We start from the raw sequence: 21209 nt of genomic DNA on the forward strand, positions 1-21209 counted from the left end.
TTCGCGTCAGCCGTATCGGCTGACGGCAAGATCCCTGGCGTCGATATCGGGCGTGCGGCCGCCGACGAGATCGCCGATCAGCCGGGCCGAACCGGTGCTCATGGTCCAGCCGAGCGTGCCGTGACCGGTATTGAGGAACAGACCAGCGATCTTGGTCGGTCCGATGACCGGCGTGCCATCGGGTGTCATCGGGCGCAGGCCGGACCAGAAGGAAGCCTTCGAAACGTCGCCGCCGGGGAAGAGATCGGTGACGGAATGTTCGAGCGTGCTGCGGCGGGCGAGGCCGAGATCATTGGTATAGCCTGATATCTCGGCCATGCCGCCGACGCGGATGCGGTCGCCGAGCCGGGTGATCGCGATCTTGTAGGTTTCGTCCATGACGGTCGATTCCGGCGCGCGCGATACGTCGGTGATCGGGATGGTGAGCGAATAACCCTTGACCGGATAGACCGGCAGGCCGATGCCGAACGGTTTGAGCAGCAGCGGCGAATAGCTTCCGAGCGCGACCACCACAGCCTCCGCATCCATTCGCCCGCGGTCGGTGATAATCCCGCGCACGCGGCCCGCTTCGACGTCCAGCGCCTTGATGGTCGTGCCATAGGCGAAGCGGACGCCGAGCGCCTCGGCCTTGGCGGCCAGCGCATTGGTGAACTTGAAGCAGTCGCCGGTCTCGTCCTTCGGCGTCAGCAGCCCGCCGACGATCTTGTCGCGTACATGCTTCAGTGCCGGTTCGACGCGGATGCAGCCATCCCTGTCCAGCACCTCATAGGGAATGCCGTCGGCCGCGAGCGCCTTGACGTCCTTAGCCGAAGCATCGAGCTGCTGCTGCGTGCGAAACAGCTGCAGGGTTCCCTGCATGCGTTCGTCATAGGCGATGCCGGTTTCGGCGCGGAGCTCGGCAAGCGCGATGCGGCTGTAATCGGCAAGACGCAGCATGCGGCTCTTGTTGATCGCGTAGCGCTCGGAGGTGCAGTTGGACAGCATTCTCGCCATCCAGGAGAGCATGGCCAAGTCGAATTTCGGGCGCAAGATGAGCGGCGCATGCTTCATGAACAGCCATTTCATCGCCTTCATCGGAATGCCGGGCGCTGCCCATGGCGAGCAATAGCCGAACGAGACTTCGCCGGCATTGGCAAAGCTCGTCTCCAGCGCCGGCGCCGACTGCCGGTCGACGACGGTAACCTCATGGCCTGATTTGGCCAGCTGATAGGCGGATGTGACGCCGACGATGCCGGCACCCAGTACGATGACTTTCATGATGTCCCCAAGGATGGGAGCCAGCCGGCTCTCAGCGATATTGCCTGTGATACCGATCGCCGAGACCGGTCAGGATTTCATAAGATATGGTGTCGGCATCCCGCGCAATATCCTCGAGCGTCTGATGCGGACCGAGCACTTCGACAAGACTGCCGAGCGTCAGCGCGCCTTCGGGCAGCGCCGATATATCGACCGTGATGCTGTCCATCGAAACGCGGCCGACGATCGGCAGGCGCGTGCCCTCGTAATAGACGGCGCCGCGGTCGCTGAGGCAGCGCGGCAGGCCGTCGGCATAGCCGGCGCCAATGGTGGCGAGACGCATTTCCCGTTGCGCGACATGCGCACCGCCGTAACCAATCTTCGTGCCCGGTGACACGGTCCGCGTCTGCACGACGGCAACATCGAGGCTGACGACCGGCTCCATCGGGTTCGCCCGGCCGGCGCTCGGAGCGCCGCCGTAAAGCGCGATGCCCGGCCGGGCGAGCACGCCATGATAGGCTTTGCCAAGGAAAACGCCGCCGGAATTAGCGAAGGACATATCGAAGCCTGGAAATTCGTCGGCGATGCAGGACATTTCTGCCAACTGGTCACTATTCTGCTGGCCCTCGGTCTCATCTGCCGAAGCCAGGTGGCTCATGATGAACAGGACTTCGATGTTGGTACCGTTGCGAAGGGCTGTCGCCAGTTCCGCCCGTTCTTCCGGGGGAAAGCCCAGCCGCGACATGCCGGTGTCGAATTGCAGGACGGCAGGCAGGCAGCGCTTTAGCGCGCGCGCCGCCGCCGACCATTGCTGCCACTGGGCGAGCGAATTGAGGACCGGAACAATGTCCATTTCGGCGCAGGCAATTTCGTTGCCCGGCTGCAGGCCGTTCAGCACGAAAACCTGAGCATCCCGCGCAAGCACAGGCCGGAGCCTCGCGGCCTCGACGAATTGAGCAACGAAGAAATGCCGGCAGCCTTGGCCATAGAGCGCTTTCGCCACCCGTTCCGCACCGAGGCCGTAGGCATCGGCCTTGACGACGGCGCCCGCGCGAGCCGGAGCCAGCATCGACACGAGCTTCCGATAATTGCGGCCGAGTGCGGCAAGATCGATTCTGAGATAGCCCGTGGCTCCCTGCGTAATCGCGGCAGTACGTGCATGGGAGACCAAAATATCGCTGTCCATGTTCACCCTCTTATTCCCAGCCCAATCTATGAAATAATGAGCGAAATTGCCGGTCAATTTGTTGTCGATCATTGCAACATCTGCATATTATGCGCATGATCGGCGAAATTTTGGAACTATCGATCATGCCCGCTCTTGACACGACAGATCGCAACATCCTCAGGCTGCTGCGTCTCGACGCCCGGATGAGCAATGCCAGGCTTGCCGCCGAGATCGGCCTTTCGCCATCGGCCTGCCTGAGACGCATCAAGATCATGGAAAAGACCGGCGTAATCCGCGGCTATACGGCGCTTCTCGATACGAGCAATGCGGATGCGATGATTGCCGTTATCATCAACATCACTCTCGAGCGGCAGACGGAGGATTATCTCGACCGTTTCGAGGCCGCCGTCCGCCGCCATCCGGAAATCCGCGAATGTTTCCTGATGACGGGTGGTTCCGACTATCTGCTGCGCGTGGAAGTCGCCAATGCCGGCGAATTCGAACGGATCCACAAGGAAATATTGTCGGCCTTGCCGGGCGTCCTCAGGATTCACTCCAGCTTCTCGATTCGAAACGTCTTGGCGACGCGCGGCAGAGGCAAACGCTGAGACCAGGCAGGCTTATATCAGTTCGAGCGCCACCGCCTTGGCGACCGCTTCGCTCGTCGTGGCAACCGCCAGCTTCCGGCGCGCCGAGGCGAGATAGAGCTGCACCGCGCTGAGCGAAATCGACAATCGGGCGCCGATCTGCTTGGCCAGAAGGCCATTGGCTGTCATGTCAAGGCATTGAACCTCGCGGCGCGACAATTGCGGAACATCCGCAGCCTCACGCATTCCCGACAAGACCATTGCCCTGTCGTGAAGGTGGTGGGCGAGATATTGTAGGTCGCGCATGCTGTCCATTCGGAATTGCCGCCAGTAGGCGTCGGGATGGTTGGAGGTCACGGTAAACAGCGACCGCTCCCCCTGCGGGCCCCGCACCGGGAGGGTCACACCCTGCCGGCCGACGCCGAAGGCCATGGCTTCCTTGAAGAAGCCGTGCGCCCGGCCCGAATCCCATTTCGAGGCGAACCATTCCACCGGCAGGAAGCCGCGCCGGCCGAGATGCACGACGGGATCGATGCTGAAATAGTCCCGCTCAAGATATTGTTTCACCCATTCGGGAGGATAGGTCAGCATCAACAGCGGATTGCTGGCATTGCCCGAGGAGCGGGTCACATGCAGAACCATGTGCGATATCGCATAGATGTGGCGGACTTCGTCCAGCGTTGCTTCCAGATCTCGCATCGTGGGCGATGCGGAGATCCGGTCCAAACTGTAGAAAAAACGAGAACTGCTCAGCATGAGTGGACTCGTAGTTGTGTTATTACAAACTGCTCGCGATAGTAACATTTCGCGATTACCGAGAACAGCATATTTTTCAACAACTGTTGCGCGATATGAAGAACAGGTTAAAAGCTGAGCATCCCGACAGCGACGGCGCTTACCGCATGCCGCCATAGAGAAGGGCTCCGGCAGGATTGAGAGAGGCTTGCTCCACAAGGCGGGACAGGTTGGCTCGAAGTGTCCGACCATTCTCCGCCGTCACATCCCATAGGCCAACATATAGTTTGCCGATCTCCGGCCGGGATCGGGCAAGCGCCGTAGGCCTCCAGCCGATCCTGCGGTACACGGCAATCATCGCGACGTCATAGACGCCGACAATGCTCTCGATACCGGTGTCGAGCGCAAGATCGCAAAGCCCTGAGAGCAACTCCGTGGCGACTGCGCGCGATTGCTCCATTTGCCCGGCATGCGGATGAAGGCAAAAGCGGGTACATTCCCAGGTCGTTGGGCTATCGACGTCGATGGGTTGATCGAAGAAATGCCGGAACTCGCTTTTAAGCATCGTCGCTCCGGTGGTCGGCAGCAGGCGCAGCGAACCCGTCAGCGTGCCGGAAGGGTGGTGCGTGACGAGGTAGACGGGATCCTCGGCCTCGTCGTATCGGTCCCTCTCCCATTGATCCCGGACATCGACCTGCCATCCCAGCCGATCGCGAAAAACGGTGGCGCGAGCCCGAAACATTTCATCGAAAGCGCGTCGATCGGTATCGAGCATGTCTTTGGTGAGTATCCGCAACATATCCGTCCCTCCTGATGTGGACGTTTCACATCAGGAGGCCGAGCGGGAGCAATCTGGATATTTCACCAGGTTGACCGGTGCCTGGCTTTGCCTTTCCTTTCCATAAGCAGTTTCTGATGTTCGTCGATCAGAAGCACTTGATTTACTGAAGGGGGGATTCTTGATGACCTACGACATGGCACGCGGCAGACGTATTCGAGAAGCGATATCCCGGGGCAAGTTCCGGAAAGTTCACGCCCTGGCGGCCGAACTAGACGTGTCCGTCGCCGCTGTCTCACGCTGGCAGAATGGCGGTCATACGTCGCTGGAAAGCGCCTGCGCGCTTGCCGACCTGCTGGATGTCTCCCTCGACTGGCTGCTGCTCGGGCGCGGCACGATGGACTGGCATAGGAACAGCGCGATCTCCCCCGCAGAATTGCAAATGATTCTGGCGTTGCGCAATCGGTCTGCGGCAACGCGGTCCAATCTCGCTGGGCTGGTCGAATCCATCCCGCCGGAGCACCCATAAAGCGAAGCGCAATTCTCCGACATTTTTTTACCGGAAGTAAACAGCTTCAGGTTGCCAAGAAACAAAACGTCGACGATCTTTCCAGTTAAAGGTGCAACTGAAGCGAGGGCAGACGGCCGGCCACCCTGCCCTCCGCAGAGACCTTGTGTTCACGCTCAACGCCCATTCGACCGCAATATTTCGCTCATCCGGGTCCGGAAATTTACTCGATCCGGTTGCGGCAAGTCTCAACCGTTTTTGGAGTCAGTCAATGACAGTTGCGCTTTGGAGTCAGTCAATGACGGGTGCGAACCCGGCCGATATCGGCGCCAATGCACCTATGGTCAAACCGCGGCCCGCCTTCGCGCAGACCGATCTGGTCGCATTGTCGCGATATTTTGCCATTCTTATGATGCGCAACATCACAAGCGATGGCTATGTCATTGAGGATCCCACATCGCCCGGCGTCTTTTCGGCCCCCGGCTGCGTCATCGCCGCACCCTCCTATCCAGCGAACACGCCGGGTGTCGATCAGGATTACGTTTTTAACTGGGTCCGCGACGGGGCCATTACGGCAATCGAGATCGCGCTAGCCGGATTGCTGCCCGTTCCGGGCGGAGTTTTGCCGAGCCTGGTCGACTATGTAAACTTCGCCGCGCTCTGCCAGGCGAATGCCAAGAACTCCGCGACCGTCACACTTGGCCACGCCTGTTTCACCATCACCGGCGAGGTTCGCCCGTGGTCGGAGCAGAATGACGGGCCGGCCATTCAGTCGATCGCGATCCTGACCCTGTTCGATCAACTGGATGGCGCCACGCAGACGATCGCCAGACAATTGGTCGAGGCCAACCTCGCCTATCTTCTCGAAGTTTACCAGAACAAGACCACAAATCTCTGGGAGGAATATGAGGGGTATTCGTTTTTCACAAGAGCCGTACACCTGCGCTTTTTCCGGGAGATCTCCACAAACACGATCGGCGTTGCGGTGCCTGCCGGGGTGGCCGATGCCATCTCCTGGCTGGAAAGCCAGCTGGCAACCCACTGGAACGGGCAGCTCTACGTGAGCATTCTTGATGCCGCCGAGCAAGCCGGTTACGACGCAAACATCGATATCGTCTCTTCGGTCTGCTATGGCGGGATCGAGCCAACCGATACCAAGCTTCTGGCAACGGCGGCCATCTTGCGGCGCCAGTGGGCCGATCCTTCGTCTTCGACCTACTACCCGGTCAATGGCGCCGACGCGGCCAAAGGGCTCGGACCACTCTTCGGGCGCTATCCAGGTGACCATTACGATGGCGATGTGGCAGCTCCAGTGGTCGGCGGGCATCCCTGGGCTCTGTGCACCGCCAACTTCGCCGAGTTTCAATATCGGCTTGCCAATGCCATCGATGCCAGCGGCGCCATCCCCCTCGATCAGTTCTCCGAACCCTTCTTCGCGGAACTCGGACTTGGCGCATCCAGCAGCGCCGCCGAAGCGTCGGCTGCCCTGCGGGCTTCGTCTGACGCCATGCTGCGCGCCATCGTCTATCACAGCGATCACTATGAGTTGAGCGAACAGTTCGATGGAACTGTCGGCTACGAGAAAAGCGTCCGGAATCTGACCTGGAGCTATGCCTCCTTTCTCTCGGCAGTCAGAGCCCGCGCCGTCGCGCCGGCCGCCAAGTCCAAGCCCCGAAACTCTCGCGGAGCGAAATCATGACGATGGAAGGCCCTAGGGCCTGAAATCTCGATTGAGTCCAGAACGGCATGGTTCGCAAAGCCCTGATGCGGCTTGGGATTAATGGAGGATCAAAGTGCTTTTTCCCCTCGAATCGGCAATAAGAGCCGATGCCAAGACCGTCGCAGAGTCTGGCGACTACGATATCGTGATCGTCGGCAGCGGCATTTCCGGAGCAATCATTGCCAAGCAGGCTGCGGAAGCGGGCAAACGTGTCCTTATCCTTGAAGCCGGAACCGGTGCCAATGTTACTCTGGCAGGCTATGACAATCTGCTGACGACTTTTTATTCGGCAGCCTCCAAGGACAACCAGTCGCCCTTTCCGTTGAATGCGAACGCGGCCATACCCCGCAGCCCGCAACTTCGCAAGCTGCAGGCGGGGGAAACCGATAGCTCGAACTATATCGTTCAATCCGGCCCTTATGTCAGTGATACGGTATATACCCGTATTTTCGGCGGAACGACCATGCACTGGGAGGCGAAAACGCCCCGTCTGCTTCGCTCCGATTTCAAGACGCACACGCTTTTCGGCCAGGGGCTGGACTGGCCGCTGAGCTTCGAGGAAGTCGAGGAGGATTACCGTCTGGCCGAGCGGGAAATCGGCGTATCGGCAAATGTCGAAGATCAGCAATATCTCGGGCAGACCTTCCCGGACGACTATGTCTTTCCCATGCGCGGCCTGCCGCTTTCCTATCTGGATCAGCAGGTCAACAAGGGCATCGAGGGCACCACCGTCGAGCTTTACGACAAGACCTACCCCCTGAAGGTCAGGCCCTATCCGCAGGGGCGCAATGGCATACCAAACCCGGCCTATGACGGCGGGAAGGGCTACCGTCCAATCGGCGCAGTCAACACGCATCAGGTCGAAGAGGGCGGTCGCTGCCAGGGCAACACCAACTGCGTACCGCTCTGTCCCGTGCAAGCGCGCTACCACTCCGGCAAATCACTTGCCAAGGCGTTCGCTGTAAGCGGGGAAAGGGGCGAGCGGCTTGTCGAATTGTTGCCGCAGGCGGTCGCATCGAAGGTCAACATCGATCCGGATAGCGGGAAAGTCCGCTCCCTCGAGGTCAAGGTTTACAAGGACCCGGCCTCACCGGCTCACGAGACCATCACCGTGAAGGGCAAGGTTTTCGTGCTTGCGGCAGGCGCCATTGAAACCGCGCGTCTTATGCTGGCCTCCGGCCTGCGCAGCACCAGCGGTCTTGTCGGACGCAATTTGATGGACCACGCCTACCTGCTGAACTGGGCACTGATGCCTGAGATCTGCGGCACGATGCGCGGAACCAGTTCGACGGGCGGTATCGTCGACCTGCGGGACGGCCCTTTCCGGGAAAAGCAGGCCGCCTTCGCCATCGATATCCATAATGATGGCTGGGGTTGGGCCACGGGTGCGCCGACCTCCGACCTTCTCGAACTGGTGGATGATCGCAACCTCTATGGCGCGGATCTTCGGCGCGGCATGGTCGACCAGGTTTCGCGGCAGTTGCTGCTGGCGTTCATGATCGAGGTCATGCCCGTCGAAAGCAACCGCATCTCGGTGGATCCGCAATATACCGATGCTCTGGGCAACATGCGGCCCATCCTGTCCTTCACGGTTCCGGAATATACCATGAAGGGTGCCGCCTATGGCCGCCAGTTTGCGCGCACCGTCTTTGCGCGCCTCGGCGCGCGGGACCATACCCATTACGACCCCAGCGATTACGGCTATGTGGCCTATGAGGGACAAGGCTATGCGATCCGCGGCGGCAATCATCTGGCCGGCACCCATATCATGGGAACGACGAAGACCAATTCCGTCGTGGACAAGAACCAGCGCAGCTGGGACCACGAAAACCTCTATCTCGTGGGCGGCGGCAGCATGCCGACGATCGGCACGGCCAATGTCACCTTGACGCTGGCCGCCATGTGCTTCCGAAGCGGTCGCGACATTCTGAAGTCTCTGCATTGAACGAAGACCGGCGACAAGCGCGGAACGAACCTATGGGTTCGATGCAAGCGACGCGAAGCCGGCCGGTGCACCCAACTCGTTTTTCATGGAGCATGAGCATGGATTCCAGTATCAAGACGCTCGATGAGCTGAAAGAGTTTCTCTACCGGGCGATGCAGCTCGAACATGCGACGATTCCGCCGTATCTGACGGCGCTTTACTCGATCAAGCCCGGCGTCAACCAGGACGCGACCCAGGTTTTGCGCGTGATCGTCGTGGAAGAAATGCTGCACCTGACGATCGCGGCCAATATTCTCAATGCCATCGGCGGCAAGCCGGATCTTGTCAGGCCGGACTTCGTAGCGAGATATCCCGCCGCCCTGCCGGACGGTGAGACCGATTTCAAGGTCGGCATCCAGGCTTTCGGCCGTGAGGCGCTGGCGACCTTCCTGAAAATCGAGCGGCCGGCCCAGCGTCCTGACCATCTCGTCGGCAAGGACCTGATATACCGCAAAACTCCGCCTGATATCACCGCGCTTGCCAGCCATCCGAGGCATGAGGACCTCCATTTCTACAGTATCGGCGAATTCTACTCGGCCATCGCGGAAGGCATCAAATACCTGGAAGCCGAAGCGCATGAGGCGGGCACAACCATCTTTACCGGCGACAGGTCGCGCCAGATCACCTCGGAATATTATTACTCCGGCGGCGGCGAGCTGTTTCCCGTGACCGATCTGAAAAGTGCCCAGGCAGCCATCGAGCTCATCATCGAACAGGGCGAGGGCGACGGCGGCGGCATCTACGACGATGACGACCACGAACTGGCCCATTATTATCGTTTCGAGGAACTGGTCAAAGGCCGCTACTACCAGAAGGGCGACCAGCCCGGCCACCCCACGGGTCCGCACCTGCAGGTCGATTGGGAGGGCGCCTATCCCATAAAAGAGAACCTGAAAGTGGGGGACATACTCGAAGGTTCGGAACTGCGTGAGGCGGCGACCGCCTTCAACACGCGCTATGGCGAATTTCTCCAGCTTTTGACGCGTGCCTATAACGGCCAGCCAAACCTGTTGCTGGAAGCCGTTCCGATGATGTTCGAATTCCGCAACATGATCCTCGAACTCGTCCGCAATCCGCTGCCGGGGCATCCCGGTAAGAACGGCAGCCCCACCTATGAGATCCCCGGCGGTATCAAACAGCCAGCCGTCGCCCGGCAGGCGGAGGTGAACGCATGAACAGCCGTTTCGAGCCCTTTCTGGGTCTTTCGGTCGAATTGACGGCCTTCTCCTACTTCGATCTTCTGGGAACCGGCCTTGCGGAACGCTATCTCGCCACGCTCGACACGGTGGTCGGCAGTGAGATCACCGACGCGCTGCTGGCCGCTTTCACCGCCTTGCCACCGCCGGAAAGCGAGGCTCGTATCCACGCCGTGCGCACGACAATCCTCGGCAGTGAATTGCTCGGAGACGTGGCCCGCGCGCTGATCAAGCTCTGGTATTCCGGCACCTGGTTCGAGCTGTCCTCCGCTTGGACGGAGCGCTTTGGACCCAGGCCCGCGAATACCACCTTCGTCGTTTCTCCCGATGCCTATATCGAGGGTCTCCTCTGGAAGGCGATCGGAGCCCACCCTCCTGGCGCCAAGGGGCAGGGCTTCGGCTCCTGGGCCTTTCCACCGAAAATTCCGGCTCCGGCCCCCGGTCCAAAACCTGACCTGACGCCACTTCCGCTTGTCTTCAAAGAACTGGATCAACGCCATGACGAAATATCTGCATCGACTGACGCCCGCTAAGGTCTGGCTCGGCGTCATCCCCACGCTCTGGTGGAATGACGATTTCATCAACATCGACATTGGCATCCCCTATGAGCAGGCTCTGAGTGAAATGGCACTCGCCGGCTATGTCGGGTGCGGCGTCGGCCATAAATATCCGACGGATCCGAAAATCCTGCGCCCCGTCCTCGAACTCAGGGGATTGCGGATTTCCGAGCCTTGGGTGAGCACTTACTTCACCATCAAGGCGATGAATCGTCACACGCTTGAAAGCGTCGATGCTCAGCTCGACTTCCTCGAAGCCATGGAAGGCGGCAGCGACGATCCGCGCAGGGCCGATCTCGTCGTCGCCGAGTTTGGCGGAGCGGTCAATCCGCTTCCGGTCGCCCTGTTTCCGAATTGCCCCGAATTCTCCGAGGACCAGTGGAAACAGCTGATCGAAGGTCTGCATGCAGCCGGAGAGAAAGCCAGGGCCCGCAACCGCCGGCTCTGCTATCACCCGCATCTCGGAACCGGGGTGATGAAGACGGAAGCGATCCACCGGCTCATGGACGAGACGGATCCTCGCCTGGTCAACATGCTTCTCGATACAGCGCACCAGGCGGCCGCCGGTGTCGATCCGCTGGCGCTGGCCAGAAAATACGCCCACCGGATCAAGCATGTTCACCTCAAAGACATTCGCGGCGAGGTGGTCACGAAGATTCACAGGGGAGAATTGTCCTTCCAGCAAGGGATCGAGGCGGGGATCTTCACCGTGCCGGGCGACGGCTCCATAGAAACCTTTCCGGAAATACTCGATGTGTTGGCCGAGGCGGACTTCGCCGGGTGGATCTGCGTCGAGGCAGAGCAGGATCCGGCCAAGGCCAATCCGCTGCAATACGCGAAGATGGGCCGCGAATATCTGCGCAAGCTGCTTGGATGGTAGCCCTGCGCGGACGGACCGTTTGTTTCAGCACTACGGCAATGTGAATGAGACGGGACGGATCTCCGCCTCATTACAAAGCCAGTCGAGACATCATCTGAACCACGCATTACTGGATAGCCACAGCTGGAGCGATGAAGATGGAAGAGGCACGCAGGCGAGATATATTTTTCAGCTTCTTTATGTTTACAGCCGATTTGAGGCCGAATGACGCGGGCTATACCCAGGTTCTCGTCAGACATCTGAAAGCTCTTATCGAGATCGGCTACACCGGCTTCGATGTGCATATCGCCCCGGGACCGGCCCATGTCGGTCATCATGCCGAAGTTGAAAGCTATATCAGCCTCAAGAGGGCGTTCGATGAGGCAGGCTTCCGGAGTGTGAAGTTCACAACCAATGTGGGGACCACGCGAAGCTTCGATCCGACCTCGCCCTACGAGGAACAGCGCAAGCAGGCTTTGTCCTATCTCAAATCCCGCGTCGACATCACCTCGGTGTTGGGCGGGGAGAATACAATCATGTCGGGGCCGTTCCTGTACCCCTATGGTGTCTTTCCGCTGACGGATGATGGCGATGGGATCTGGAGCGACGCACTTCAGGATTGGATGAAGCCAAGATATGCGGCGGCGGCCTCCATCTTCCGGGAATTGGCGCAATATTCTGCCGAGAAGAGGGTGAAGCTCGCCATCGAACCCGTCAAGAATTGGGAAACGCCCGGGCCGACCATGGTCTCGGAGGCGCTGGATTTTCTCGAAAGCGCCGACATTCCGGTCTGTGGCGTCACGATCGATACAGCCCAGGTCGTGATGGAAAGCCAGGGGCCGGCAATCTTCCGGAAAAACGTCGCCCGGGCAGCACAGCAGAGCCGGCTGAATTACGTTCATATCTCAGCGCCGGACCGGGGCGCTGTCAGCGACAGCTGGATTCCCTGGGAGATCATGCTGGACGAAATCGAGCCGGTCTATTCCGGCCCATATCTCGTCGAAGTCTTCAACGCGATTCCCCCCTTCGAGAGCTCCATGCGAATGACGCGCAGACGCTTCTGGCGCCCCGGCGAGGACGCGCCGCAGGCGGGCGTCGACAGCGCCTATGACATTGCGCGCACCGCCCTGAGGACATTGGAGGAAAAGATCGCGTCCCACGGTCGTCGATCTCGTCGGTGATGGCGCTCCGGCGCGCAAATGTTGGAAACAGCCCGCGAATGCTGGGGAACCGAGTCTCCGCCATGCCCGGGTGAACGTCAAACCTCAACAAATGACCTTTCAATCAGGGAGATACCTATGGTGGCGCAATTGCCGGATCCCATTAAAATCGTCAGGCGAGCAGGCGATGTCCGTATTCACACCTTCATTTCAGCTTTCACGGATGACAATATCGCCAACGCGACGCATATCATCGAAAGCAGGAACAAGCTTGTTCTTGTCGATGGGCAATTCCTCGTCCCCTATGCGCTGCAATTCAGGGCCTATGCCGACAGTATCGGCAAGGAGATCGACCGGATTTACCTGTCGCACAGGCACCCCGACCATTGGTTCGGCCTGGGAGCCGCCTTCAGCGACATTCCGATTCATGCGCTGTCGGAAACGAAGGAGTTCCTGAGGCAGCATGGGCAGGATTCGCTGAACGACCATTGGAAACTGGGCAACCTCGCTCCGACAAGCTTGGTAATCCCCGAAAAAACCGTCCGCGCCGGCCACGAGATCATCGACGGAGTCAGATACGTATTTGATGAAGTCGTTGATACGGAGATCGATTTTCTCCTCACCATAGGCCTTCCGGACGTGGGCGTTTTTATTGCGCAAGACCTGATCTACAGCGGAACGCACCTTTATCTGACGAAATACATGGAGCATTGGATTGGGATTTTGCAGGGCATGCTGCTGTCCGACTATGAGCTGTTCCTTCCCGGTCACGGCTTTCCGGCCGACAAAAACGAGGTTGCCAAAAATATAGAGTATTTGTCCGCCGCCATGGAGGCCGCCGGCAACGGACTTACCAATGATGCCTTCAAGCGCTTCCTGCTGGAAAGATTTCCCGAGCGAAAATGCCCCGGAATATTCGACATATACATACCGCGCTTATTCGATAACGCGAGCGAGTTCTAACACAGATCAATTATCGTCAACAGGAGGGCCGTTGGAACATGGGCAATACATACACGGTTGGACAATATCTGGTCGACAGACTTGGCGAACTTGGCCTGGGACACCTGTTTTCCGTAGCGGGCGATTATTCGATCGAATGGGTAAACAGCTATGTCGAGAAAAGCGGTATTCAGGTCATCGAAGAGGTGAACGAACTGAATGCCGGTTACGCGGCCGACGGTTATGCGAGACTGAAAGGAATTGGCGCGCTGTGCGTCACCTATTCCGCAGGCTCGCTTTGCGCAACAAATGCGATCGCCGGATCTTACGTCGAGAAAGTGCCGGTCGTTCTGATCAATGGTGCGCCAAGCATCCAGAAAACGCTGACATTCGAACAAACCGGCTACAGTTCGCATCACTTCATCAGCGGACGGGAAACGGATCTTCAGGTGTTCGAATACATAACCGCAGCTACCGTCCGCATCGACAGCCCTCATCTTGCGCCAATGCTCATAGATTACGCGCTGACACAGTGCATCACGGAAAGACGTCCGGTCTATATCGAGTTGCTGGAGGATATGGTCGACCTGGAATGCGCGCGCCCGTCGAACGCGTTAAAGGCGGCGCCCGTCATATCCGACAAGGACAGTCTCAATCAGTCGATCGCGCAAATCAGCGACAGATTGGAAAATGCCACCAAACCCTTGATCTGGATCGGTGTCGAGATCGACCGGTTTGGTCTTCACGACCAGGCGGAGCGGCTCATTCGTGACCTCAAAATTCCCTACGTGACTGAGCTTCTGAGCAAGGCCATCCTGTCGGAAGACGATGTCCAATTTGCCGGGGTGTTTGATGGCAAATCGTCGTCACCCTATGTCCAGTCTTTGGTCAAAGACTCCGACTTCGTATTGGCGCTTGGCGTCTGGTTGACTGATATCAACGACTTGGGCTGGCCTATCGATCTTGATAAAACCGCATTCGCCTCTTGGGATACGGTAAAATACGGCACGATCTTCAACGCACAGGTTTCGTTGGCAGATCTCGTCAACGGCTTGATCGACAAAAGGCTGACGTGCAAAGCGCAAACTCTTCCGGCGAAAACGGCCCGGCAAGCGCCGGTCGTGAATCCGGCAGCCGAAATCACCTATCAGGGCTTCTACGATTTCATTCAGCAGCAGATCGACGGAAATACGATCGTTGGTGCCGACGCCAGTTTGAATTACTTCGGGAGCCTGCTTCTTGAAGTGGGTGCTCGCCGCGGTTTCATCGTCCAATCATCCTATTCGGCGATCGGTTATATTGGCCCGGCCGCGACCGGGGTTTCGCTAGCGAAGCAAGATAAACAGAGGCTGCTGGTCTTTGCGGGGGATGGCGGGTTTCAGATGACCGCTCAATGCCTCTCGACACAAACCCGTTTCAATCTCAACCCGATCGTCTTTGTGATGGACAATGGCGTCTATGGCGTGGAGCAGTGGCTTGCCGATGCATCAGTTTTCCACGGCAACAAACCGTTCTACAATTCATGCATTCTGCACCGATGGAATTACAGCAAGCTGGCAGAGGTCTTTGGCTGCCAAGGCTGGAAAGTGGATACCTATGGAGAACTGCAGGACGCCATAAACGGCGCCAAAGAAAACCTGAACAGCCCGTCCATCATCCAAGTGGTCGTGCCTCAGCGGTCGATCCCCGACAATGCGAACTGGAAAACAAGCTAGAGTGCGGTTCAGTTTTTAACGAAGCGCAGAACCGCTCTCGCCTGCTGTTTTTGCGCAATTCCGGACGAAAAAAGTAGGTTCGGGAAATCGTCGATGGCCAACACAACTCCATTCTCCCCGCCTTAACCGAATGTTAGCGGGGAGAAAATGGTGATGCCGCCGAGTTCTCTTCATCAGCGCGCGCGCACGACGTCCGCTCGCCCGAACTCCAACTCCTCCTGCTCCAGTCGCGCCGACAGATCGGCAAACGATTGTGGTCGTCCAAACGCATAACCCTGGAGCGTGTGGACGCCGAGATCGGCAAGCACTTTGGCATGGTCGAGCGTTTCCACCCCTTCCGCTATCACTTCCATATCGAGCGCCCGCGCTATGTCGACCAGTGAGCTGACCAGCCGGCGGCTGGGCACGGATTGCAGGATCGGCATCACCAACTGGCGATCGATCTTGACCCGATCCGGTCGCAACTCGAGCAGGCCAAGCAAGGAGGCATGTCCCGACCCGAGATCATCGATCTCGATGTCGATACCGAAGGATTTGATGGCCTGAATATTCTGGCGCACCCGATCACTCAGGCTATCCAGGAATATCGTTTCGATAAGCTCGAAGCTCAACCGGCCGGGCGGGATGTCATAACCGCCGAGCTTCGCTGTCAATTCGGGATCGTCGAGACGATCGGCGGACAGATTGACCGAAACCCGGATGCCCTCCAGCAGAGAGATCAGGGATTTCATATCCGACAGGACAGCCTTCAGAACGACATCGTCAAGCTCTGCGACCAAGCCATTCGACGAGGCGAGAGCCAGAAAATGCGCCGGGGCGAGAATTCCTTTGGTCGGGTGGTGCCACCTCGCCAGAGCTTCGACGCCTTTAACCCGGAATGACTTGGCGTCGACCTGCACCTGGTAAAATGGACGAATCTGGCCGAGCGCCAGTCCGGACCGCAGATCCTGGGCGAGCTGCCTTTCGTTCGCCAGGGTCGACGCCATCTCGTCGGAAAAGATCTCGGCGCGATTCCGGCCGTTCCGTTTGGCATGGTACAAAGCCAGGTCCGACTGGGAAAGCAGCCTGGCGTAGTCTGCGCTGATCGCGCTGGCAACGCCAATGGAACACCGCACGCTGAGCGTCTGGTCGCCGACAGGAAAAGGACTCTCCAGACGTCGCTGAATATGATCGAGAACCGCGCTCGTCTTGTCGGACTCGTCCTCAGCGATGATGACGGCGAACTCGTCGCCGCCGAGGCGCGCCGCGACGTCACCCGTGGAAATCGCCTCCAGCAGAATCCTGCTGACATGACAGAGAATGAGGTCGCCGACGGCATGCCCAAAACGATCATTGATTTCCTTGAAATGATCGACGTCTATATGGAGAAGCGCAACCTTGACGCTCTCCTGTCTGGCAAGCTCGGACAGGGCAAAGTCGAAGCTGCGCCGGTTCAAGAGACCGGTGAGGTGATCGTGATCGGCGGCGAAGCGAGCCTCCGCCCGGCTCCGCTCCAACTCCTTGTTGAGAAGGACGTCGTCCGTGACATCCCATTCGGCGCCGACAAAACAAGCGTCGCCGGCCGCATCGACGAAATAACGGGCGCGCGAGCGCAGATAGCGGATCGCTCCATCCGGTCGAATAATGCGAAATTCGGATGCATAATCCGATTTGGTTTCGATCGCGCGCAGGAATATTTCGTTGGTCGGCGCCAGGTCGTCGGGGTGGACGCTGTCGAGCCAGATGACATCGAGCGGCGCTTTCGGAACACCATACATCAGCTTGAGCTGCTCGTCCCAGCGCGTCTGATTTTTAGGAATGTTGTGTTGCCAGATTCCGATTCCGGACGCCTCAAGGGCCAGGCCCAGTTGGCGAAGCAGGTTCTCAAGCTCGACATTTGTTCTGGATCGTTTGTTGCTCAAGGCGATCTCGCTGTTTCGTTCGCCCGAATGTCGCATCGAATATTTTAAAGAGTGCTAATCGAGGGCAAGCCACCGCGGCCGAAAGCCGCTCGCTGGTGGTGGCACAGATTCGATGTCAGCTGATAAACCGCCCATCTCTCGGAAACGACCGGGCCTGGCTGCACATCCCGCAGAGCCGACATGCGCAACGCTTCACGGGCGCCGATTTTCCTTTTATGCTGGCGAAATTCATTGGAGCACGCATGGCGGGAGGAGTGGATGTTGGGAGAAATCAAGTATCGGCTGGGTGGAATGCTCATCCTGCTCGTGGGCATCGTCATCGCATGGGTTGCCATCTGGCAGCCGCTTCACCAGGCGGAGCTGGGAGCGGATGCGGTCACATGGATGCCGCGCATCGTCGTCCTCGTTGCCGTTTGCGCGGTGTTCGGTTTCTATTTTGTCGTGACCGGCAACAGATATCCTTATCGCAATGTCGAGCGGCAGTCCCTGACAACGGCCGGCTGGATATTGTTCGCGATCACCGCCCTGGCGGCGGTCGCGGGCTTCTTCTGGATGGATGCGACGCTTAGGTCGCTTGGTTACAGCTGACCCAGATCAACCAGAAAACCTCATAGTCCAGGCGTCCACCGCAATCCTTTTGTCGCCGGAAGAATGCCCGCGCAGACCGTCCAATGGGGTTGAACCCGGATGGATGGGCTCGAAGATTATTTCGAATTTGCATGGCCAACGCCGTGTGCGCTGCACAAAAATAACGCTTTGCAAATGCGGCCACATTCGAAATCGCACAAATCGTCACCACCCAGCCGACATGCACAATAATTGGCCATTGCTGAAATAGCCGGATTCCTGTTTTGTCTTCATGCAGTTATCGCCCCCTCCTTGGAATTGGCACGCTTGTTGCAAGGGCATAGACGCCCCGGTCAACGGCGACCGAGGCGGATGGGCGCACCATAAGCGCCTACCATAGACACCGACGTCGCAAGGTATTTGCTGTCCGGGATATCCCATCCCGCGAGCGCAAATTCCGGCGGCGTTTTTTTGCGTCCGAATTCACCAAGCAGAGGGGAACCTGCAGATGAAGAAGATTTCGACGACTGGGATTTCGACAACCGGCATCACCCGCCGGAGCATGCTCCAGATGACTGCAGCGGCTGCCCTCATCGGCGCTGTCAAGACTGCCTTTCCCTCCGGCGCCTTCGCAGCCGGGACCGGCCCTGAAGTAAAAAGCGTCAAGCTCGGCTTTATCGCGCTCACGGATTCCGCACCGCTGATCATCGCCAAGGAAAAGGGCTTCTTCGACAAGCACGGCCTGCCGGAAACAGATGTCGCCAAACAGGCATCCTGGGGTGCGACCCGTGACAATCTGGTGCTGGGCGGCGCAGCAAACGGCATCGACGGCGCCCATATTCTCTCGCCGCTCCCCTATCTCATGCAGACCGGCAAGGTGACGCAGAATAACAAGCCGGTGCCGATGGCCATCCTCGCCCGGCTCAATCTCGACAGCCAGGGCATTTCCGTCGCCAAGGAATATGCCGACACCGGCGTGCAGCTCGATGCCTCCAAGCTGAAGGCGGCCTTCGAAAAGAAGAAGGCCGAGGGTAAGGAGATCAAGGCAGCCATGACCTTCCCGGGCGGCACTCACGACCTCTGGATACGTTACTGGCTTGCCGCAGGCGGCATCGATCCGAACAAGGATGTTTCGACCATTGTCGTGCCGCCGCCGCAGATGGTTGCCAATATGAAAGTCGGCAACATGGACGTCTTCTGTGTGGGCGAGCCGTGGAACGAGCAGCTCGTCAACCAGGGTATCGGCTTTACCGCAGCGACCACCGGCGAACTCTGGAAGGGCCACCCCGAAAAGGCGCTCGGGCTGCGCGCCGACTGGATCGAAAAGAATCCCAATGCTGCAAAGGCGCTGTTGATGGCGGTCATGGAGGCGCAGCAGTGGTGCGAAAGCATGGACAACAAGGCGGAGATGGCCGACATCCTCGGCAAGCGCCAATGGTTCAACGTTCCGACGAAGGACGTGCTCGGCCGCCTCAAGGGCGACATCAACTATGGCAACGGCCGTGAGGTCAAGGCCACCGACCTCTATATGAAATTCTGGAAAGACGGTGCGTCCTACCCGTTCAAGAGCCATGACACCTGGTTCATGACGGAAAACATGCGCTGGGGAAATCTGCCGGCAAGTACGGACATCAAGGCGCTGGTCAACCAGGTGAACCGCGAAGACATCTGGCGGGAGGCCGCCAAGGATCTCGGCGTCGCGGCGGCCGACATTCCCCCATCGTCCTCGCGTGGCAAGGAGACTTTCTTCGACGGCAAGGTCTTCGACCCTGAAAATCCCTCGGCCTATCTCGACAGCCTTTCGATCAAGGCTCTTTCCTGACCCGCTCCGGCGCGCAACGGCGCGCCGGCCTTTCATTCACGTGAGGAGCGCGCTGATGTCCGCCCTGGCAAATAAACAAGACCCCTTCACGGCCGCCTCCGCCAAGCCGGCGGCAAAGGTTCTGCCATTTTCCGGCAACAATGGATCGCGGATCGATTTTCGTCGAGCGGCATTGACCGCACTTCGCAACGTCGTTCCGCCAGCCGTCGTGCTGACCCTCGTTCTCATCCTCTGGCAGACACTTTGTTCATCGGCTGATGCCTCTTTGCCTTCGCCGCATCAGGTCTGGCAGGAGAGCTATGACCTGATCGTCTATCCATTCTTCAACTACGGCTCGCAGGATATCGGGCTTGGCTGGCGCGTGCTGGTGTCGCTGCAGCGTGTGCTTTACGGCTTTGGCCTTGCCGCAGTAACCGGCGTCATCATCGGGGCGATCATCGGCCAGTCCGTCTGGGCAATGCGTGGCCTCGACCCGATCTTCCAGGTGCTGCGCACGGTGCCGCCACTCGCCTGGCTGCCGCTGTCGCTCGCAGCCTTCCAGGATTCCAACCCTTCCGCGATCTTCGTAATCTTCATCACATCGATCTGGCCTGTCATTATCAACACCGCCGTCGGCGTCCGCAATATCCCGCAGGACTACCGCAATGTCGCCGAGGTACTGCGCCTCAACCAGTTCGAGTTTTTCTGGAAGATCATGTTGCCTTCGGCAGCGCCCTATATCTTTACCGGCCTCAGGATCGGCGTCGGACTTTCCTGGCTTGCCATTGTCGCGGCGGAAATGCTGACGGGCGGAGTCGGCATCGGCTTCTTCATCTGGGATGCATGGAACTCGTCGCGCCTTCCAGACATCATCGTCGCACTCGCCTATATCGGCATCGTCGGTTTCGCTCTCGACAAGCTGGTGGCCGTGCTCGGCAAACTCGTCACCCGCGGCGCCATGGCCAATTGAGGAGCGCGACTTATGAACGCCTATCTGAAGCTCGACCGTATCGACAAGCATTTCGACCGCGGCGGCGTGCGCGCCGAGGTTCTGAAGGACATCAACCTGACAATTTCCGAAGGCGAGTTCGTCTCGATCATCGGCCATTCGGGTTGCGGCAAGTCTACCTTGCTCAACCTCATCGCCGGCCTGACCCCGGTTTCGGCAGGTGCCGTGCTCCTTGAAAATCGCGAGGTCAACGAGCCAGGTCCGGAACGCGCCGTCGTCTTCCAGAACCACTCGCTCCTGCCTTGGCTGACGGTCTACGAGAACGTCAACCTCGCCGTCTCCAAAGTCTTCAGCCGAACGAAGACCAAGAGCGAGCGCCATGACTGGGTCATGGCCAATCTCGACCTCGTGCAGATGGCGCATGCCAAGGACAAGCGGCCTTCGGAAATTTCAGGTGGCATGAAGCAGCGTGTCGGGATTGCCCGCGCGCTTTCAATGGAGCCGAAGATCCTGCTCCTCGACGAGCCGTTCGGCGCGCTCGACGCGCTGACCCGCGCCCATCTTCAGGACGCAGTGATGGAGATCCATAGCCGGCTCGGCAACACGATGGTGATGATCACCCATGATGTCGATGAGGCGGTGCTGCTGTCCGACCGCATCGTAATGATGACCAATGGCCCGGCGGCCCGCATCGGCGAAGTGCTCGATGTGATCATGTCCCGTCCGCGCAATCGCATCGAACTCGCCTCCGACCGGACTTACCTCAAATGCCGCCAGGCCGTGCTGAAGTTTCTCTACGAACGTCACCGCTTCATCGAAGCCGCGGAATAGGTCCCGCAGCAATTG

The 21209-nt window shown here is 58.9% G+C and carries 19 protein-coding genes; 14 read left to right on the forward strand and 5 right to left on the reverse strand.

Annotated elements, in window-relative coordinates:
- Positions 1-6: 6 nt before the first annotated feature.
- Both J0663_RS23975 and alr read right to left on the reverse strand, forming a co-directional pair.
- Positions 7-1257 carry a D-amino acid dehydrogenase gene (locus tag J0663_RS23975; RefSeq protein ID WP_207245422.1) on the reverse strand — a complete coding sequence of 417 codons (1251 nt, stop codon included), beginning with the start codon at positions 1255-1257 and terminating at the stop codon, positions 7-9.
- A gap of 31 nt (positions 1258-1288) precedes the next feature.
- Positions 1289-2422: an alanine racemase gene (gene alr, locus J0663_RS23980; protein ID WP_207245423.1), complete on the reverse strand. Its 1134-nt coding sequence runs from the start codon at positions 2420-2422 to the stop codon at positions 1289-1291.
- A 125-nt stretch (positions 2423-2547) separates the two neighbouring features.
- On the opposite strand from alr, the gene J0663_RS23985 reads away from it, so the two are divergent.
- Positions 2548-3012: an Lrp/AsnC family transcriptional regulator gene (locus J0663_RS23985; RefSeq protein ID WP_207245424.1), complete on the forward strand. Its 465-nt coding sequence runs from the start codon at positions 2548-2550 to the stop codon at positions 3010-3012.
- A 12-nt stretch (positions 3013-3024) separates the two neighbouring features.
- Here the strand turns inward: J0663_RS23985 and J0663_RS23990 are convergent, their stop codons facing one another.
- On the reverse strand, positions 3025-3747 hold the full coding sequence (locus tag J0663_RS23990; protein WP_207245425.1) for a helix-turn-helix transcriptional regulator: 723 nt from the start codon (positions 3745-3747) through the stop codon (positions 3025-3027).
- Between the two features lie 139 nt (positions 3748-3886).
- Entirely contained in the window at positions 3887-4525 is a 639-nt protein-coding gene (locus J0663_RS23995) for an acyl-homoserine-lactone synthase (RefSeq protein WP_207245426.1), read from the reverse strand.
- 163 nt (positions 4526-4688) lie between these two features.
- Here J0663_RS23995 and J0663_RS24000 point away from each other — a divergent pair, with 163 nt between their 5' ends.
- From J0663_RS24000 to J0663_RS24040, 9 genes are all read left to right on the forward strand, one after another.
- Complete coding sequence (locus tag J0663_RS24000) at positions 4689-5033, forward strand: helix-turn-helix domain-containing protein (RefSeq protein ID WP_207245427.1); 345 nt, start codon at positions 4689-4691, stop codon at positions 5031-5033.
- A 250-nt stretch (positions 5034-5283) separates the two neighbouring features.
- The gene (locus tag J0663_RS24005) at positions 5284-6711 is read left to right on the forward strand and encodes a glycoside hydrolase family 15 protein (protein WP_207245428.1); all 1428 of its coding nucleotides are present in this window, start codon (positions 5284-5286) and stop codon (positions 6709-6711) included.
- A gap of 94 nt (positions 6712-6805) precedes the next feature.
- On the forward strand, positions 6806-8677 hold the full coding sequence (locus J0663_RS24010; protein ID WP_207245429.1) for a GMC oxidoreductase: 1872 nt from the start codon (positions 6806-6808) through the stop codon (positions 8675-8677).
- 98 nt (positions 8678-8775) lie between these two features.
- Positions 8776-9891: a ferritin-like domain-containing protein gene (locus tag J0663_RS24015; protein ID WP_207245430.1), complete on the forward strand. Its 1116-nt coding sequence runs from the start codon at positions 8776-8778 to the stop codon at positions 9889-9891.
- Entirely contained in the window at positions 9888-10445 is a 558-nt protein-coding gene (locus tag J0663_RS24020; RefSeq protein WP_207245431.1) for a hypothetical protein, read from the forward strand. Before J0663_RS24015 ends, J0663_RS24020 begins: the two co-directional genes overlap by 4 nt.
- Positions 10411-11349 carry a myo-inosose-2 dehydratase gene (gene iolE / locus J0663_RS24025; RefSeq protein ID WP_207245432.1) on the forward strand — a complete coding sequence of 313 codons (939 nt, stop codon included), beginning with the start codon at positions 10411-10413 and terminating at the stop codon, positions 11347-11349. The genes J0663_RS24020 and iolE overlap by 35 nt, the downstream gene beginning before the upstream one ends.
- Before the next feature lie 131 nt (positions 11350-11480).
- Positions 11481-12509, forward strand: coding sequence for a sugar phosphate isomerase/epimerase family protein (locus J0663_RS24030; protein ID WP_207245433.1), 1029 nt, complete (start codon positions 11481-11483; stop codon positions 12507-12509).
- A gap of 117 nt (positions 12510-12626) precedes the next feature.
- Entirely contained in the window at positions 12627-13451 is an 825-nt protein-coding gene (locus J0663_RS24035; RefSeq protein WP_207245434.1) for an MBL fold metallo-hydrolase, read from the forward strand.
- A gap of 38 nt (positions 13452-13489) precedes the next feature.
- The gene (locus tag J0663_RS24040; RefSeq protein ID WP_207245435.1) at positions 13490-15145 is read left to right on the forward strand and encodes an alpha-keto acid decarboxylase family protein; all 1656 of its coding nucleotides are present in this window, start codon (positions 13490-13492) and stop codon (positions 15143-15145) included.
- A gap of 173 nt (positions 15146-15318) precedes the next feature.
- On the opposite strand, the gene J0663_RS24045 is transcribed toward J0663_RS24040, so the two are convergent.
- Positions 15319-17046, reverse strand: a complete 1728-nt coding sequence (locus J0663_RS24045; RefSeq protein ID WP_246590450.1) for a putative bifunctional diguanylate cyclase/phosphodiesterase — start codon at positions 17044-17046, stop codon at positions 15319-15321.
- A 180-nt stretch (positions 17047-17226) separates the two neighbouring features.
- Between J0663_RS24045 and J0663_RS24050 the strand changes: the two genes are divergently transcribed.
- The 4 genes from J0663_RS24050 to J0663_RS24065 all read left to right on the forward strand — a co-directional run bounded on the left by J0663_RS24050 (position 17227) and on the right by J0663_RS24065 (position 21194).
- On the forward strand, positions 17227-17634 hold the full coding sequence (locus J0663_RS24050) for a hypothetical protein (RefSeq protein WP_246590451.1): 408 nt from the start codon (positions 17227-17229) through the stop codon (positions 17632-17634).
- Positions 17635-18121: 487 nt separating this feature from the next.
- Complete coding sequence (locus J0663_RS24055; RefSeq protein WP_207245437.1) at positions 18122-19435, forward strand: CmpA/NrtA family ABC transporter substrate-binding protein; 1314 nt, start codon at positions 18122-18124, stop codon at positions 19433-19435.
- A gap of 55 nt (positions 19436-19490) precedes the next feature.
- Positions 19491-20384 (forward strand): nitrate ABC transporter permease, encoded by an 894-nt coding sequence (gene ntrB, locus J0663_RS24060; RefSeq protein WP_207245438.1) that lies wholly within the window; start codon positions 19491-19493, stop codon positions 20382-20384.
- A 12-nt stretch (positions 20385-20396) separates the two neighbouring features.
- Entirely contained in the window at positions 20397-21194 is a 798-nt protein-coding gene (locus J0663_RS24065; protein ID WP_207245439.1) for an ABC transporter ATP-binding protein, read from the forward strand.
- The last annotated feature ends 15 nt before the right edge of the window (positions 21195-21209 follow it).

It is taken from the genome of Rhizobium lentis (assembly GCF_017352135.1).
In the GTDB taxonomy this organism is placed as follows: Bacteria; Pseudomonadota; Alphaproteobacteria; order Rhizobiales; family Rhizobiaceae; genus Rhizobium; species Rhizobium lentis.